Here is a 15989-nt window from a genome sequence, read left to right on the forward strand (position 1 = left end):
GCACAAGGCCCCCTCGGCCCGGCCCAGCCCGGCCCGGACCGGAAAGAAAAAAGCCGCCAGCGCGGAGCGGGCGGCTTGCGGGCGATGGCCTGCGGGAAAGATCAGTCCACTTTCAGGCCGATGGCTTTCACCAGTTCGCCGAAGCGCTCGCGCTCGGTGGCGTGGTGGTCGATGAAGGCCTTGCGGCTCAGCGGCGCGGGCGTGGCGCCCAGGGTGAGGATGACGTCGTTGACGCTCTTTTGCTCCAGCGCCTTGGCCACGGCAGTGCGAACGGCCTCGATCACAGACTCGGGCGTGCCCGTGGGCGCGTAGAGGCCGAACAGCGTGTCCGCATCAAAGCCCGGCAGGCCGCTTTCGGCCAGCGTGGGCACGTTGGGGTACTGCGGCGAGCGGTGCGGGCTGCCGATGGCCAGCAGGCGCAGCTTGCCGGCCTCGACCTGCTTGAGGCCCGGACCCGGGTCGAACCAGAACTGCAGCTGCCCGCTGAGCACGTCGCTGAGCGCCGGGCCCGCGCCCTTGTAGGGGGCGTGCACGGCATCGACACCGGCCATGCGCTTGAACATCTCGCCGGCCAGGTGCGGCGAGCTGCCCTGGCCCGGCGAGCCGTAGGACAGCTTGCCGGGGTTGGCCTTCAGGTGCTTGATGAACTCGGCCACGTTGGTGGCGGGCACGGCGGGATTGGTCTCCAGGAACACATGCACGCGCGCCACGGCAGCCACGGGCGTCAAGTCCTTTTCGGGATTGAAGGCCAGCTTGCTGTAGATCATCGGATTGATGGTGATGGCCCCGCCCGAGCTGAGCAGCAGCGTGTAGCCATCCTTGGGCGCGCGCACGGTTTCACTGATGCCGATGTTGCCGCCCGCACCGGGCTTGTTGTCCACCACCACCGACTGGCCCAGCACCTGGGACATGGTGGGCGTGATGGCGCGCGCCAGCACATCGGCCGCGCCGCCGGGCGCGAAGTTCACCACCAGGCGCACCGGGCGCTCGGGCCATTTGTCGCCGGCCTTCTGCGCCAGCGCAGGGACCGAGGCCGTCGCGCCCAGCAGGGCCAGCAGGCCCAGGCGGCGCCAGCGGCTGAAGGGGGTTGTCTTGTGCATGAACTGTGTCTCCTTGGGTTGTGAATTCTTGAAAGCGTGATGGGAGCCCGGCGGCGGCGGGGCTGCAATCAGTCCAGCCGAATGCCCGCCGACTCGATGACCTGGCCCCAGCGCCGGCTTTCGCTGCGCCAGTAGTCACGCATCTGGGCGGGCGTGCCGGGCAGCGGCTCCAGCGACAGCGCCTCGAAGCGCGCCAGCACGGCAGGCGAGCGCAGCGCCTGCTGCAGCGCCACGGACCAGGCCTGCACGGTGGCGTCGTCCGTGCCGGCCGGCGCCACCAGGCCCTGCCATGCATGGGCCTCGAAATCCTTCACGCCCTGCTCGGCCAGCGTGGGCACGCCCGGGTGGCTCTTGAGACGCTCGGCGCTGGCCACGCCGATGACACGCAGCTTGCCGGCCGCAATGTGCTGGGCCGCCGCCGCGCTGTCGGCCAGCATGAAGGGGATCTGGCCGCCGATCACATCGATCAGGGCCGGCCCCGCGCCGCGATAGGGCACATGGGACATCTTCACGCCCAGGCGCTGGGCCAGCAGTTCGGTGGCCAGGTGGTGGGGCGTGCCCAGGCCCGGGCTGCCGTAGCTGACGGGGCCTGGCTGGGCCTTCACCCACTGCGTGAACTCCTGCAGGTTGTGCACCGGCAGCTGGTTGCCGACCACGAGGAACAGCGGAAAGCGCGCCAGCAGGCCGATGGGCACGAAGTCCTTCTCGGCGTTGTAGGCCAGCTTGCGAAACAGGTGGGGGTTGGCCGCCAGCGTGGCGAAGTCGGCCGTGAAGACCAGGCTGCCCAGCTCGCGCGTGCGCGCCGCGTATTCGGCGGCGATGTTGGTGCCTGCACCGGGCTTGTTCATGACGACCACGGTGCGGCCCAGGGCCTTGCCCCAGACTTCGGCCACGCCGCGCGCCACGGCGTCCGAGCCGCCGCCTGCGGCAAAGCCCACCACCCATTCGATGGGCTTGCCGGTCTGGGCGTGTGCCGTGCCCATGCCCAGCAGGGGCGGGGCGCCTATGGCCAGTGCGGCCTTGAGTGCTTGTCTGCGCAGCATCTTGTCTCCTTCTTGTAGTGGCTCGTTTTGCTTTGAGCGCGTTCAGCGCGGTGCGACGGCGCCCGCGTTCTCCGACAGGCTGACCAGTGCATGCAGCGTGCGCGTCACGGGCACGGCAATGCCCAGGCGGTCGGCCACCTGCAGCACGGCGCCGTGGATGGCGCCCGTCTCGGTGGCACGGCCGGCCAGCAGGTCCTGCAGCATCGAGGGCTGGTGACCCCGGTGGTGGTCCAGCGCATCGCGCACGGCCGCGCCCACGCGCTCGGCGCTGGCGGCGACGCCATGGGCATGGGCGACGGACAGCACCTCGTCCAGCACGCGCTGCAGCAGGGCCTCGCCCTGCGGATTGGCCAGTCCGTCCACGGTCTGGCGCGTCACGGCGCACACGCCGTTGAAGGCGGCATTGAAGGCCAGCTTTTCCCAGATGGCTTCCTGCACCTGCGGGTCGATGCGGCAATGCATGCCTGCGCGGTTGAGGTCGTCCGCCAGCAGGTCGAAGACCGCGCTGCGCTGGCCATCGCAAGGCATGAAGCGGATGCCGCCCTGCCCCATGGAGCTGACCTCGCCCGGCGACATCACGCGCGCAGGCCAGGTGGTCACGCCCACGGCGATGCGTTCGAGCGGCACCATTTCACGCAACACATCGGCATGGCCTATGCCGTTTTGCAGGCTCAGGAAATGCGTGTCCGGCCCGATGAGGTGGGCAATGCCCTGCAGTGCAGCGCGCGTATGGGCCGACTTGGTGAAGACCAGCCACAGCGCGGGCCCGGCCGTGAGCTGCTCGGCCCGCGCCGCACGCACGCGGGCCTGCAGCAGCCCCTCATCGGTGTGGCAGCGCGCGCCATCGCGGTTCAGGGCCTGCAGCAGCTCGTCGTTCACATCGACCAGGGTCACGTCCAGGCCGACGTTGGCCAATCGTGCGGCGAACAAGGTGCCCATGGCGCCTGCGCCGAGGATGCCTATGCTTCTTGTGTTTTCCATGGCTTTGTCTCCTGCAGGGGGCTTCGCCTCAGGCGACTTCGACCTCGACCACGATGGGCTTGGGATGGGCCAGCGCGCGGGCCAGCACCTCGGCCAGCTCGGCCGCGTTCTCCACATGCACGCCGTCGCAGCCCTGGCCACGGGCCAGCGCCACGAAGTCGATGTCGGGCAGTTCCGTGCCCTCGACCTTCTCGCCCTCGCGGTAGCCGAAGACATGGGCGAAGTCCTGCAGCGCCGCATAGCGGCGGTTCTTGAGGATCACGAAGCTGATGGGCAGGCGCAGCTGGGCTGCACTCCAGAGGGCCTGGATGGCGTACATGGCCGAGCCGTCGCCGATGACGGCGACCACCTTGGCCTCGGGCTGCGCCAGCGCCACGCCCACGGCGGCCGGCATGCTGTGGCCCAGGCCGCCGCTGCACATGGTGTAGAAGGTGCCCGAATGGAAGATGGGCAGGTAGGTCTGGATGGTGGAGCGCGAGCTGGGCGCCTCTTCCACCACGATGCTGCGCCGGTCACGCACCTGGGCCAGCGTGTGCATGGCAAAGGCCACCGACATGCGCTCGCCTGCGGCGGGCGCGGCCGGCACGGGCGCTGCGGGCCGGGGTGCGGGCGCCTGGCGCGGTGCGGGTGCGGGGCGCTGCAGCAGCTCCTCCACGCCCATGCGCACATTGCCCACGGCGGCCGTGCCCACGGGGGCCCAGGCGGCAATGGCCGGGTCCTCGATCAACTGGTAGAGCGCCGTGCCTTCGGGGATGTGCGGGCCCTCGCCTTCCACGTGGTAGGTGAAGGCGGCCGCGCCCACGGCGAAGACCACGTCATGACCGGACAGCAGTTGCACGATGCGCTCGCGCATGGCGGGCAGGAAGCCGGCGAACAGGGGATGGTCCTCGGGGAAGCTGCAGCGCCCGCTCATGGGGGCCACGAAGACGCGGGCCTGGTGGCGCTCGGCCAGCGCGACCACGGCATCCCAGCCCTGGGCCCGGTCCACGGCCGCGCCCACGACCAGGGCCGGGGCACGCGCCGCATCCAGCGCATCGCCGATAAGGTCCAGCGTGCGCGGATCGGGCCGCGTCTCGAAGCCCACATGGCGCAGCGTGACGGGCTCGGCCGGCTTGTCCCAGTCATCGGCGGGAATGGAGACCAGCACGGGGCCGCGCGGCTCCTGCATGGCGATGTAGTAGGCGCGCGCCAGCGCCTGGGGCACGTCTTCGGCGCGCGCGGGCTCGCAGCTCCACTTCACATAGGGCTTGGGCAGCTCGGCGGCCTGGTTGGAGTGCAGGAAGGGGTCGAACTGCAGCAGCGAGCGCGCCTGCTGGCCCGCCGTGATCACCAGGGGCGTGCGGTTCTTGAAGGCCGTGAAGATGTTGGCCATGGCATGGCCCACGCCCGCGGCCGAGTGCAGGTTCACGAAGCTGGCATTGCGCGTGGCCTGGGCATGGCCGTCGGCCATGCCCACGACCACGGTTTCCTGCAGGCCCAGCACATAGGAGAAGTCTTCGGGGTAGTCGCGGAACAGCGGCAGCTCGGTCGAGCCCGGGTTGCCGAAGATGCGCGTCATGCCCAGCTCGCGCAGCATGGCGATCACGGCATGGCGCACGGTGTAGGTCGCGGTACAGGTCGCGGTGGAAGAGGATGCCTCGGCGGGCTGGCTGCGCGGTGTGGTGGGTGCTTGCAAGATGGGGTCTCCTGGGGAATGGGCCGGCCGCCCGGTGCGTGCCGCGCGCTGGCCATGGAAGTCGGTGCCCATGGTGCAGGCGCTTATGATTTCCAGCAATTGAATAAACCATCTAAGAGATATTCACCAAATGGATATCAAGAACCTGGACCTCAACCTGCTGCGCGTCTTCGACGCCGTGTACCGCCACTGCAGCGTCAGCCGCGCGGCCGAGGAGCTGGGCATGTCCCAGCCCGCCGCCAGCCAGGCCGTGACGCGGCTGCGCCTGCTGCTGGGCAATCCGCTGTTCGAGCGCGCGCACGCAGGCGTGCGCCCCACGCCGCGTGCCGAGCGCCTGGCGCTGGCCGTGCGCCAGGCGCTGGAGGTGCTGGAAGTCGCCATGTCCGAGGCCCAGAGCTTCGAGCCACTGCAGGCGCGCCAGCGCTTTCGCATCCACCTGAGCGACATCGGCGAGGCGCGCTTTCTGCCGCCGCTGATGCAGGCGCTGCACCAGCGCGCCCCGCATGTGCAGTTGGAGACCCTGCCCATGCCGCTGGACGGCATTGCCGATGCGCTGGACCGGGGCACGCTGGACATCGCCATCGGCTTTCTGCCGGGTGGCACGCGGACCCGGCAGACCGTGCTGCTGTCCGACCACTACGGCGTGCTGCTGCGCAGCGGCCACCCCGCGCTGGCGCAGGTGCCCGAAGACGCGCCACTGGCTCTGGCCACGCTGCGCCAGCTGGATTTCGCGGCGGTGCGCTCGCATTCGGAGACGCTGCGCATCCTGCAGGCGCTGCGGCTCGATGAGCGCATCCGCCTGTCGGCCGCACATTTCATGGCCGTGCCCTCCATCGTGGGCAAGACCGACCTGGCGGTGATCATGCCGGCCGAGATCGCGGCCGGCTTTGTCGAGCGCGGCGGCTATGCGGTGCGCGATGCCGACCTGCCCGATCACCGCTTCGACGTGTCGCTGCACTGGAGCTGGCGCTTCGAACAGGAACCGGCCAAGCGCTGGCTGCGCGAACTGGTCTGCGAGCTGTTCCAGCAGCCCCGGCACCGCGAGGCCGCCGCGCACTGAAGGGCCGGCCGTCACGGGCATGACTTGCGGGCTGCCAACACTAGCCTGGCCTGCCGACTCAGTTTCGTCTAAGAAACCGGCGCCAGACTAGTCCCTGCGCCGACAAGGGCACGCGGCCGGCCGCGCCGAAGATGGGCACCGGCCTGTTTCATCCACTCTCCAGGAAAGACTCACCATGCAACTCAAGGACAAGGTCGCCTTCATCACCGGCTCGGCCAGCGGCATCGGCAAGGAGATCGCCACGCTGTTCGCCAGCGAGGGCGCGCGCATCGTCATTGCCGACCTCAACAAGGAGGCGGCCGACGCCACGGCGGCCGAGCTGCGCGCCACGGGTGCCCAGGCCATGGGCGTGGCCGTGGACGTGACCGACGAGGCCCAGGTCAACGCCTCGGTCGAGGAGGCCGCCCGGGCCTTCGGCGGCATCGACATCCTGGTCAGCAATGCCGGGATACAGATCGTGCATCCGGTGGAGGAATTCAGCTTTGCCGACTGGAAGAAGATGCTGGCCATCCACCTGGACGGCGCCTTCCTCACCACGCGCGCCTGCCTCAGGCACATGTATGCGCAGGGCCGGGGCGGCAGCGTGATCTACATGGGATCGGTGCACTCCAAGGAGGCCTCGCTGCTCAAGGCGCCCTATGTCACGGCCAAGCACGGCCTGATCGGGCTGGCCAAGACCGTGGCCAAGGAAGGCGCCAAGCACGGCGTGCGCGCCAATGTGATCTGCCCGGGCTTCGTGCGCACGCCGCTGGTGGACAAGCAGATTCCCGAGCAGGCCCGCACGCTGGGCATCAGCGAGGACGAGGTCATCAAGAACGTGATGCTCAAGGAAACCGTGGACGGCGAGTTCACCACCACCGAGGACGTGGCCCGCGTGGCCCTGCTGTTCGCGGGCTTCCCCAGCAATGCGCTGACCGGCCAGTCGCTGGTGGTCAGCCACGGCTGGTTCATGCAGTAAGTCGCCAATCGGCCCTTCTCTGGTTCTTCTCTGGCTCTTCTCTGGCTCTCAATCGGCCTTCAGCCCCAGCGCCCGGGTCACGGCCGCATAGCGGTCGATGTCGGCTGCGATCAGCGCCTGGAATTGGCCCGGTGTCTGCCGCGCCAGGGTGTAGCCCTGGTCGCGCAAGCCAGCGCTGACGGCGGGATCGGCCAGCGCCTGCTCCAGCGTGTCATGCAATGCCTGCACCGTGGCCCGGGGCGTGGCGGCAGGTGCCAGCAGGCCATGCCACTGCTCCACCGCAAAGCCCGGCAGGCCGCGCTCGGCCACCGTGGGAACGCCGGCCAGCTGCGGCAGTCGCTGCGGCGCCGTGACGGCCAGGGCGCGCACGCGGCCTGCAGCGATCATGGCCGCAGCACTGCTGGCCGTGACCATGCCCGCCGCCACCTGGCCTGCCGCCACGGCCGTGATGGCCGGGCCGCAGCCCTTGTAGGGCACATGCTGCACAAAGCGCTTCGCCTCCCGGGCCAGCATCTCGCCGGCCAGGTGCTGGGGCGTGCCGTTGCCGCAGGAGGCGAACAGCAGCGGCCGTTCCTGGCGCGCCTGGGCCAGCGCATCCTCCAGCGTCTGCAGCGCGCTGTCCGCAGGCACGACCAGCACCGAGGCGATGGAGCCTGCGTTGAACACCGCCGTGAAGTCCTTGCGCGGGTCGAAATCCAGGCGTTCGTAGACACCGGGGTTGATGGCGAACGAGCTGTTGGCCATCAGCAAGGTGCTGCCGTCCGCTGCGGCCTGGGCCACGGCATGGGCGCCGATGTTGCCGCTGGCGCCGGGACGGTTATCCACCACCACGGTCTGGCCCAGGCGCTGCTGCAGCTGCTCGCCCAGGCGCCGCGCCAGCAGGTCCGTGCCGCCGCCCGGCGGAAAGGTCACGACGATGGTGATGGGCCGCTCCAGGCGCGTGCCGGCCTTGCCCGGCGCCGCCAGCCACAGCCCCGATGCGCCCGCCAGCAGCGCGCAGGCCGCCAGCGTCCAGAGTCTCCGTCGCTTCAAGGTACACCCTTCAAAAAACATGGCAACTGCTCCACTGGGCTAGGTGCAAAAAACCGGCGCAGCCCAACTCAGGGACAACGGCCAAGGGCCTAAGCCGGCCGCGCCGCCCCGCAGCCAGGGTGTCGCCGGTTGCCCGGACGCCCCCCTCCCGCGCAGCGAGAGAGGGCGCCGTGCACACGGGGGAAGCCGCGCAGCGGCTCAGGGGGTGCCTCATTTCAGGTGTCAAGGCCGATGTCGAGAACCCGGGCGCTGTGCGTGATCCAGCCCACGGCGATCTGGTCCACGCCGGTCTCGGCCACGGCGCGCGCCGTCTCGGGCGTGATGCGGCCCGAGGCTTCGGTCACCGCGCGCCCGCGCGCCATGGAGACGGCCGTGCGCAGCGTGTCCAGGTCCATGTTGTCCAGCAGCACCACTTCCACGCCCAGGGACAGCGCCACCTCCAGCTGCTCCAGCGTGTCCACCTCCAGCTGGATCTGCACCATGTGGCCCACGCCTGCGCGCGCCCGGGCCAGGGCCTCGGCCACGCCGCCGGCCAGCGCGATGTGGTTGTCCTTGATCAGCACGGCATCGTCCAGGCCGAAGCGGTGGTTGCTGCCGCCGCCCACGCGCACGGCGTACTTCTGCAGCGCACGCAGGCCCGGCATGGTCTTGCGCGTGCAGGTCACGCGTGCGCCCGTGTCGGCGATGGCCCGCGCGATCGATGCCGTGGCCGTGGCCACGCCGCTCAGGTGGCACAGGTAGTTGAGCGCCACGCGCTCGGCGGTGAGGATGGCGCGCGCGCTGCCGTGGATGCGCGCGATCTCCTGGCCGGGCGCCAGTTCGCTGCCATCGCGCAGCACCGGCTCGAAACGCGACTGCGCATCCAGCGCACGGAACGCCAGCCGCGCCATGTCCAGCCCGGCCAGCACGCCCTCCTGGCGCGCCACCAGGCGCAGTTCGGCCTGTGCGTCGGCAGGGACGATGGCATCCGTGGTCAGGTCGCCCGCGCGGCCCAGGTCCTCCAGCAGGGCCGAGCGCACCAGCGGCTCCAGCATCAGGTCGGGCAGCGGCGGCACAGGCAGGCGGGCACTGAGGGCATTGGCAATATTAATGCTCATTTTGAGTATATATAGGTCAAAAAAATGTGGCGCGCGGCCTTGCGGGCTTGAGCGAGGAACTTATGCTAGATACGAGCATAAGTGCTGTCAAGCCATTGTCACAATCGGGCAAGTGCCGTGCGGCTCAGGGGGAACCGTCGATGCCCTTGGCCAGGGGCAGCTTGCTGCCGGAGATGGCCCGCTCCAGCAGCACATCGCTGCGAAAGCGGAACAGCTTGGCCGGCCGGCCCGCCGAGCCCACCGTGAGCTGGCCGGTCTCCTCGACCAGATCCTGCTGCTCGATCAGGCGGCGGAAGTTCTGCTTGTGCAGCCCGCGCCCGGCCAGGGCCTCCACCGTCTGCTGCAGCTGCAGCAGCGTGAACTCGGGCGGCATCAGCTCGAACACCACGGGCCGGTACTTGATCTTGGCGCGCAGCCGCGCCATGCCCGTGGCCAGGATGCGGCGGTGGTCGTGGTGCATGGCCTCGCCGGGCAGCATGGCGGCCGCGCCATGGACGCGGTGGGCCGCCTCCTGTACCAGTCCGGCCTCGTACAGCAGCTCGTAGCGCTGCAGCACCATGTCCTCGTTCCAGGGCCCGCCGTCCAGGCCGAAGGCGATGTCCGCGCGCTGGCGCCGCAGCGCACGCTGGGCGCCGCGCGCCTCGGCCATCCAGGCATGCAGGCGCGGAGCGATGTGGGAGCGCAGCAGGGCCGGCTCGCCGCCGCGCCAGTCTTCCCAGGGAAAGTAGCGGTACCAGTCCTGCCAGACGGCCTGCCCCGCGCTGCGGTCCGCGGATTCGCGCGTCAGCCCCAGGTAGCTGACCGAGATCACGCGCGCCCCGCTGGCATCGGTGCGATCGCCATCGGCAAAGGTGTAGAGCTGCTCCATGTAGCCCAGCGGGTGATGGGTCTGCTCCTCCACCCAGGCGCGCAGGCCGGCCTGCAGCGAACGGTGCCCCACCTCGAACGGCCCCGCCGGCAGCAACTGCCCGTCCGCCGTGGTCAGCACGCGCGGCGTGCCCTGGGTCACCGCCGCCAGCACGGCAACGAGTTCGGCATGGATGGGAGAGGCTGCGGGACTGGTGGGGTGGGGCACGAAGTTGAGGGAGGTCGATTGGCGGGATGGGTGATTATGGTGGGTTGCAGGGGCGGGGTTGCCCGCGTTCAGGCATGGCGGTCCAAGCTTCCGATGTACTGGTCCACCATGGCCTTGGCCTGTCCCAGGCTGCAGCCATGCTCGCTCTGGCAGGCCCTGATGGCCGCCATCTTCTGCAGGGGATCGGCGGCAAGGGTGCGCCAGTCGATCTTTGCGGGCTCTGGCACCAGGCCGGGCTGCGTGCTGCCCTCGTCCGATGAACGCACTTCCCAGCGCGCCACGACGGGAAAGGAAAGGTCCACGGCGGGCAGCCGGTCCAGTTCGGCCGCCAGTTCATCTTGTGAAATCAATGAAGCCACCTGGCGAACACGCGCCCGGGGCCCGTCGCGCCAAGGCCTGATCTCCAAGGGACGCCGACAGAAATCCTGCAGATAGCCACCCAACTCCTGAGTCATGAAGCGCGTGGTCTGTGCGACATCGGCCCGCAACAATTGCAAAGCCTCCGGCTCCGAGAATTCATCCAGCTGATCGCTCAGGTCCGCAAAGGCCTGCAGAAATCCCGCGCAGACAAAGTCATCGAAGCAGGCGTGCGAAACGCTGCTGGCCTCGTCATCGTGCAACACCAGCGCCACGCCCACGCCATGCGTGTCCAGCGGCGTCAGGCACCAGGCATCGCCGGCGCCCGACTGGGCGAATGGCAAAAAGCGCCTGCCGTTCTGCGCGGAAGGATTGAGCCAGCCCTCGATGATTTCCCGGCTGGCTTCGGCGTCTATCCATTCGAAGTCCTGCCAACTCATGAACAAGGGCGGGTCCTGCAGGCAGCGCTGGCGCCAGGTATCAGCCCAATCCGGGCCATAGTGGGTCTTTCCCGATGCCAGAAATTCCTTCAACAGTGGCGGCAAGGCAATGCCGGTCTGGGTGGAGAGCGTTTCGTAGTCGATCATCGGGTTCATCCCACATCCATATGCAGCCTATGCTCGCCGCAACGCACGCACCGGAAAAGGCAGCCTGAAATCATGCCGTCCTTGGACATCCGCTCCAGCATCCACTGGGCATCCTTTTTGTAGATGCCTTCGATGTCGGGCAGGACTTCAGCGAGGAAAGGCTCGACGGCCTGCCTGTCGGCGTGACCCAGGAAGACACAGGGCTCGTTGCAGTGCGTGAGCCAGACGGGCTGCTGCCAGGCCCTGTAGCCGGGCGTGCGCAGCGCGATCTCCAGTAGCAGTTCCCTGGCGATGGCGGGCTCCGGGTCTGCCGGATCAGGCGACACGCCTTCGATATCGGTGTATCCCACAAGTTCGCCGTCGTATGTCTCGCAAGCCTGCCCGCTGGCAATGCACCAGGGACACAGGTAATCGGGGCTTTGCTGGCTGTAGAACGGGCCTTCGTACTTGAGGCTGCGGTTTTGTCCGCAGCAGGAACACACACCCTCTTCCTGCTCGAAGACGGCTTCGTAGGCGCCGGGATGGAATCTGAAATGCGGGCGGTCCATTTCAAGGTCTCTCTTTCCCCAATGGAAAGGCGCCATTGTCCATGGCGGCTCAGCGCGTGGAAATGAAACGTTCCTGGCAAGAAAAAACCGCGCAAAGCGCGGTTTTTCCGAGAAGCGCGGGAGCCGCTTTAGCAGCCCCGCTGCAGCATGTGCCGCCTCAGACGTTGAACAGGAAGTTCATCACGTCGCCATCCTTGACGACATATTCCTTGCCTTCGGCGCGCATCTTGCCCGCGTCCTTGGCGCCTTGCTCGCCCTTGAAGGCGATGAAGTCGTCGAAGGAGATGGTCTGGGCGCGGATGAAGCCGCGCTCGAAGTCGCCGTGGATGACGCCTGCGGCCTGGGGGGCGGTGTCGCCGACCTTGATGGTCCAGGCGCGCACTTCCTTGACGCCGGCCGTGAAGTAGGTCTGCAGGCCCAGCAGGCCGAAGCCGGCGCGGATCAGGCGGTTCAGGCCCGGTTCTTCCAGGCCCAGTTCCTGCAGGAACATGTCGCGGTCCTCGTCGCTCATCTCGGCCATTTCAGCCTCGATCTTGGCGCAGATGGCCACGACGGGAGCGCCCTGCGCCTCGGCATAGGCCTTGAGGCTGTCGAGCAGCGGGTTGTTCTCGAAGCCGTCTTCGCTGACGTTGCCCACGAACATGGCGGGCTTGGCGGTGATCAGGCAGAACTGCTTGAGCAGGGGCGCGTCTTCCTTGGAGACGGGAACCGTGCGTGCGGGCTTGCCCTGGTCCAGCGCAGCCTGGATGGGGGTCAGCAGCGCCACCAGCTTGGCCGCTTCCTTGTCGTTGCCCGACTTGGCGGCCTTGCTGTAGCGGTTCAGCGCCTTCTCGACGGTGGCCAGGTCGGCCAGGCACAGCTCGGTCTGGATGACCTCGATGTCGGCGATGGGGTCCACCTTGTTGGCCACGTGGATGACGTTCGGGTCTTCGAAGCAGCGCACCACGTTGACGATGGCGTCGGTCTCGCGGATGTGGGCCAGGAACTGGTTGCCCAGGCCTTCACCCTTGGAGGCGCCGGCCACCAGGCCCGCGATGTCCACGAATTCGACGATGGCCGGGACGATGCGCTCGGGCGTGATGATGTCGGCCAGCTTCTGCAGGCGCGGATCGGGCACTTCCACCACGCCGGTGTTCGGCTCGATGGTGCAGAAGGGATAGTTCTCGGCGGCGATGCCGGCCTTCGTCAGCGCGTTGAAGAGAGTGGACTTGCCCACATTGGGCAGGCCCACGATGCCGCATTTGAGGCTCATGGCAGGGCTTTCTACAGGGATTCTGGGGACAAACCCCGTATTTTAGTCAACCGGGCATTTCCTGTCGTTTCAGGCGAACTGCCAGTCGCCGGCCACGGACTGGCCAACAGCCAGTTCAGCCCCGTCGTGCAGGCCTTCCAGCACGGCATTCATGCCGAAGGTGATGGCACCATCGACACGGTCGTCCTGGCGGTAGGCACGGATGGCATCACCCACGGCGGTGCCCTGCACGGCCGTGACGGGGTCGATGTCGGGAATGGGGCAGCGTGTGCAGGGCTTGGCCATGCGCAGCCGCAGGCCCCGGGCATCGAGCACGTCGAACCCGTCGACCCGGTCCTCGTCGTGGGCCTCCAGGCCCTCGATCACGATGTTCGGTCGGAAGCGGCGGGCATCGACGGCGGGCTGGCCGGCGGCCTGCAGGCGCTGGTTGAGCTCATCCACGGCCGCCTGGCTCAGCACCAGCAGCGGGTAGCCGTCCGCAAAGTGCACGGGCGCGGCCTCGCCGCCTGTCCAGCGCTCGCTGGTGCGGCGCGGCGCGGCCGGGTCGAAACGCACCAAGGCGCAATCCGCGCCCAGGGCCTGGGTCAGCCAGCGCGCTGCCTCCGGCCCCATGTCCCAGGCCTGGACCCCATCCGACCAGACGCGCGCCTGGCGCACCGGGCCCGTGGCCTGCAGCGGGATGCGCAGGGGCGGGAGCTGGGGGAAATGCAGGACCAGGTGGCCGGCCTCCAGCTCGGGGCGTATCCAGGCCATGCGCGGATGGTCGCGCTGGGTCAGGAATTCGCCGTTGGCATCGACCACCATCCAATGGCGGTCCCAGGCCAGGCCCGTGGCGCCGACGCCGCTGCTTTGCAGCGCGATGCCCGCGCAGGATTTGACGGGATATACCCACAACTGGGCAATGCGGCCCTGCACGTCTCTTTCTTGGTCAAACATCGGATAGCTCTTTTTGGGGAAATCTGGAGTGTGTATGCCATCCATGGCGCGAATGGCGCCATGCGATGGGCGGCAATATGCCAGATGGCGACGCAGGCTGCGGCACATCACGCCAAAGCCGGAGTTTGCGCCAGTTGGAATCCCCGGCATGGCCCGGACTCCTACAATGCCGGCCATGGCGCAAACCTTTGATGTATGTATACGCGGGGCCGGCATCGCAGGCCGGACCCTGGCTCTCCTGCTGGCCCGGGAACGGCTGCGCGTGGCCCTGGTGGTGGCCGCTCCCACCGGCAACGCGCCCGATGTGCGCGCCTACGCGCTCAATGCCAGCGCACGCGGCCTGCTGGACAGCCTGCGCTGCTGGCCGGACGACGAGCACGCCACGCCCGTGACGCAGATGGAAGTCTTTGGCGACCTGGACGGCCACGTGCTGTTCGACGCTGCCCGCCAGGACGTCGACGCCCTGACCTGGATCGTCGATGTGCCCGCGCTGGAGCAGCGCCTGGCCGAGGCCGTGCGCTACCAGCCCATGGTCGAGGTGGTGCACCAGCCCGTGGCCGCGCCGCTGACGGCCATCTGCGAAGGCCGTGCCAGCCGCACGCGCAGCGAGTTCGGCGTGGACTTCGCCGTCACGCCCTATGCACAGCACGCCATCGCCACCCGGCTGCACTGCGAGCTGCCGCACGGCCAGGTGGCGCGCCAGTGGTTCACGCCCGAAGGCATCCTGGCCCTGCTTCCGCTGGAAGGCCCCCAAGGCCACAGCGTGGCCGTGGTCTGGTCCATCGCCCGCGAGCTGGCCGATGGCTGGCTGGCCGCCGACACGCAGGATTTCACGGCGCGGCTGGAAGCCATCAGCCAGGGCGCGCTGGGGCGGCTGGAGCTGAGCGCACCGCGCATGGCCTGGCCGCTGCAGCAGGCCGTGGCCGACCACTGGTGCGGCTCCATGCCTGACGGCGATGCACGTTCGGCCCGCAGCTGGGTGCTGGTGGGCGACGCGGCCCACAACGTGCACCCGCTGGCAGGCCAGGGCCTGAACCTGGGCCTGGGCGATGTGCAGGCCCTGGCCCGCGTGCTGCAGGAGCGCGGCTACTGGCGCAGCACGGGCGATCTGCGCCTGTTGCGCCGCTACGAACGCGAGCGCAAGGCCGCGCTGGCGCCCATGGGCCTGGCCATGGACGGGCTGCAGCAGCTGTTCAGCCGACCGGAGGTGCCGGTGCAGATGCTACGCAACTGGGGCATGAAGGGCTTCGAGCGCTTCGGCCCGCTCAAGGACTGGATGGCGCGCCAGGCCATGGGCCTGGACCCGCGCAGCGGCGCCTGAGCCCGGCATGCAGGAATGCTTGCCGTTGAACCCTTTGCCGATTTGCGACTCGTACCCGTGCTCCGTGGCGCCCTGCGCTGCGCACTCCCCCCTCAACCACGGCGCGGCCGGCCTGAACGCGGCCCCGCCCACCTCCGCATTGCCATGAAACTCTTCGCCTGCCTGCTGACGGCTGCCAGCCTGACCTGGAGCCTCGGTGTTCACGCCCAGGACGCCAACCTGCGCAAGACGCTGACCGAGCGCATTCCCCAGCTGGAAAAGATCGACGAAATCCGCCCCACGCCCATGTCCGGCCTGTTCGAGGTGCGCATCGGCACGGATCTGTTCTACACGGACGCCAAGGGCAACTACCTGATCCAGGGCGAGCTGATCGACACCAAGGCACGCCGCAACCTCACCGAAGACCGCATGAACCAGCTGACGGCGGTGGACTTCAAGCAGTTGCCGCTCAAGGACGCCGTGACCATCGTCCACGGCAAGGGCGAACGCAAGATGGCCGTGTTCGAGGACCCCAACTGCGGCTACTGCAAGCGCTTCGAACGCGACCTGCAGAACGTGGACAACGTCACCATCTACCTGTTCCTGTACCCCATCCTGAGCCCCGATTCGGCCGAGAAATCGCGCAACATCTGGTGCGCCAAGGACCAGGCCGGTGCATGGGCCGACCACATGCTGCGCGACAAGGTGCCGGCCGCTGCCCAATGCGACACATCGGCCGTGCAGCGCAACCTGGCCTTCGGCCGCAAGTACAAGATCACGGGAACGCCCACCGTCATCTTCACCAACAACACCCGAGTGCCTGGCGCCATCAGCGCCCAGGAAGTCGAGAAGAACCTGGCCGCAGCCGCAGCCGCGCGCTGATCGCCGCCTCGCGGGCCCGATGCCGGGCCCGCCCCTCTGATTCCCCTTGGCCGGAGCTTCCCGGCTCCAGCCCGCCGCAGCGGGCCCGGGCAGCCTCCAGGCCACA

15 protein-coding genes are annotated in these 15989 nt (G+C 68.6%); 4 read left to right on the top strand and 11 right to left on the bottom strand.

The features are described 5' to 3' along the window. Positions 1-101: 101 nt before the first annotated feature. The 4 genes from ACF8NF_RS21240 to mdlC form a co-directional block, all read right to left on the bottom strand. Positions 102-1100, bottom strand: coding sequence for a Bug family tripartite tricarboxylate transporter substrate binding protein (locus tag ACF8NF_RS21240; RefSeq protein WP_392451228.1), 999 nt, complete (start codon positions 1098-1100; stop codon positions 102-104). A gap of 68 nt (positions 1101-1168) precedes the next feature. Continuing rightward, positions 1169-2143 (bottom strand): tripartite tricarboxylate transporter substrate binding protein, encoded by a 975-nt coding sequence (locus ACF8NF_RS21245; RefSeq protein WP_016447959.1) that lies wholly within the window; start codon positions 2141-2143, stop codon positions 1169-1171. Positions 2144-2185: 42 nt separating this feature from the next. Then, positions 2186-3124: a ketopantoate reductase family protein gene (locus tag ACF8NF_RS21250; protein WP_392451229.1), complete on the bottom strand. Its 939-nt coding sequence runs from the start codon at positions 3122-3124 to the stop codon at positions 2186-2188. Positions 3125-3152: 28 nt separating this feature from the next. Continuing rightward, positions 3153-4799, bottom strand: a complete 1647-nt coding sequence (mdlC, locus tag ACF8NF_RS21255; protein WP_392451230.1) for a benzoylformate decarboxylase — start codon at positions 4797-4799, stop codon at positions 3153-3155. A gap of 130 nt (positions 4800-4929) precedes the next feature. Between mdlC and ACF8NF_RS21260 the strand changes: the two genes are divergently transcribed. Beyond that, positions 4930-5859, top strand: coding sequence for a LysR family transcriptional regulator (locus ACF8NF_RS21260; RefSeq protein WP_126312462.1), 930 nt, complete (start codon positions 4930-4932; stop codon positions 5857-5859). Between the two features lie 175 nt (positions 5860-6034). Beyond that, on the top strand, positions 6035-6817 hold the full coding sequence (locus ACF8NF_RS21265) for a 3-hydroxybutyrate dehydrogenase (RefSeq protein ID WP_016453173.1): 783 nt from the start codon (positions 6035-6037) through the stop codon (positions 6815-6817). A gap of 48 nt (positions 6818-6865) precedes the next feature. On the opposite strand, the gene ACF8NF_RS21270 is transcribed toward ACF8NF_RS21265, so the two are convergent. The 7 genes from ACF8NF_RS21270 to ACF8NF_RS21300 all read right to left on the bottom strand — a co-directional run bounded on the left by ACF8NF_RS21270 (position 6866) and on the right by ACF8NF_RS21300 (position 13701). Beyond that, entirely contained in the window at positions 6866-7870 is a 1005-nt protein-coding gene (locus ACF8NF_RS21270; protein WP_126312461.1) for a tripartite tricarboxylate transporter substrate-binding protein, read from the bottom strand. Between the two features lie 194 nt (positions 7871-8064). After that, complete coding sequence (gene nadC / locus ACF8NF_RS21275; RefSeq protein WP_016447964.1) at positions 8065-8946, bottom strand: carboxylating nicotinate-nucleotide diphosphorylase; 882 nt, start codon at positions 8944-8946, stop codon at positions 8065-8067. A 124-nt stretch (positions 8947-9070) separates the two neighbouring features. Further along, positions 9071-10021: a membrane protein gene (locus ACF8NF_RS21280; RefSeq protein ID WP_013804059.1), complete on the bottom strand. Its 951-nt coding sequence runs from the start codon at positions 10019-10021 to the stop codon at positions 9071-9073. Positions 10022-10089: 68 nt separating this feature from the next. Further along, positions 10090-10965 (bottom strand): SMI1/KNR4 family protein, encoded by an 876-nt coding sequence (locus ACF8NF_RS21285; protein ID WP_392451238.1) that lies wholly within the window; start codon positions 10963-10965, stop codon positions 10090-10092. Between the two features lie 5 nt (positions 10966-10970). Continuing rightward, entirely contained in the window at positions 10971-11513 is a 543-nt protein-coding gene (locus tag ACF8NF_RS21290) for a CbrC family protein (RefSeq protein ID WP_392451231.1), read from the bottom strand. A 157-nt stretch (positions 11514-11670) separates the two neighbouring features. Then, positions 11671-12765 (bottom strand): redox-regulated ATPase YchF, encoded by a 1095-nt coding sequence (gene ychF, locus ACF8NF_RS21295; protein WP_047217470.1) that lies wholly within the window; start codon positions 12763-12765, stop codon positions 11671-11673. A gap of 69 nt (positions 12766-12834) precedes the next feature. Next, positions 12835-13701, bottom strand: a complete 867-nt coding sequence (locus ACF8NF_RS21300; protein ID WP_034347768.1) for an MOSC domain-containing protein — start codon at positions 13699-13701, stop codon at positions 12835-12837. 175 nt (positions 13702-13876) lie between these two features. On the opposite strand from ACF8NF_RS21300, the gene ACF8NF_RS21305 reads away from it, so the two are divergent. After that, entirely contained in the window at positions 13877-15022 is a 1146-nt protein-coding gene (locus ACF8NF_RS21305; protein ID WP_026062153.1) for an FAD-dependent monooxygenase, read from the top strand. 144 nt (positions 15023-15166) lie between these two features. Next, on the top strand, positions 15167-15883 hold the full coding sequence (locus tag ACF8NF_RS21310) for a DsbC family protein (RefSeq protein ID WP_016447970.1): 717 nt from the start codon (positions 15167-15169) through the stop codon (positions 15881-15883). The last annotated feature ends 106 nt before the right edge of the window (positions 15884-15989 follow it).

The organism is Delftia sp. WSY_22, assembly GCF_043104185.1.
GTDB lineage: Bacteria > Pseudomonadota > Gammaproteobacteria > Burkholderiales > Burkholderiaceae_C > Comamonas > Comamonas tsuruhatensis.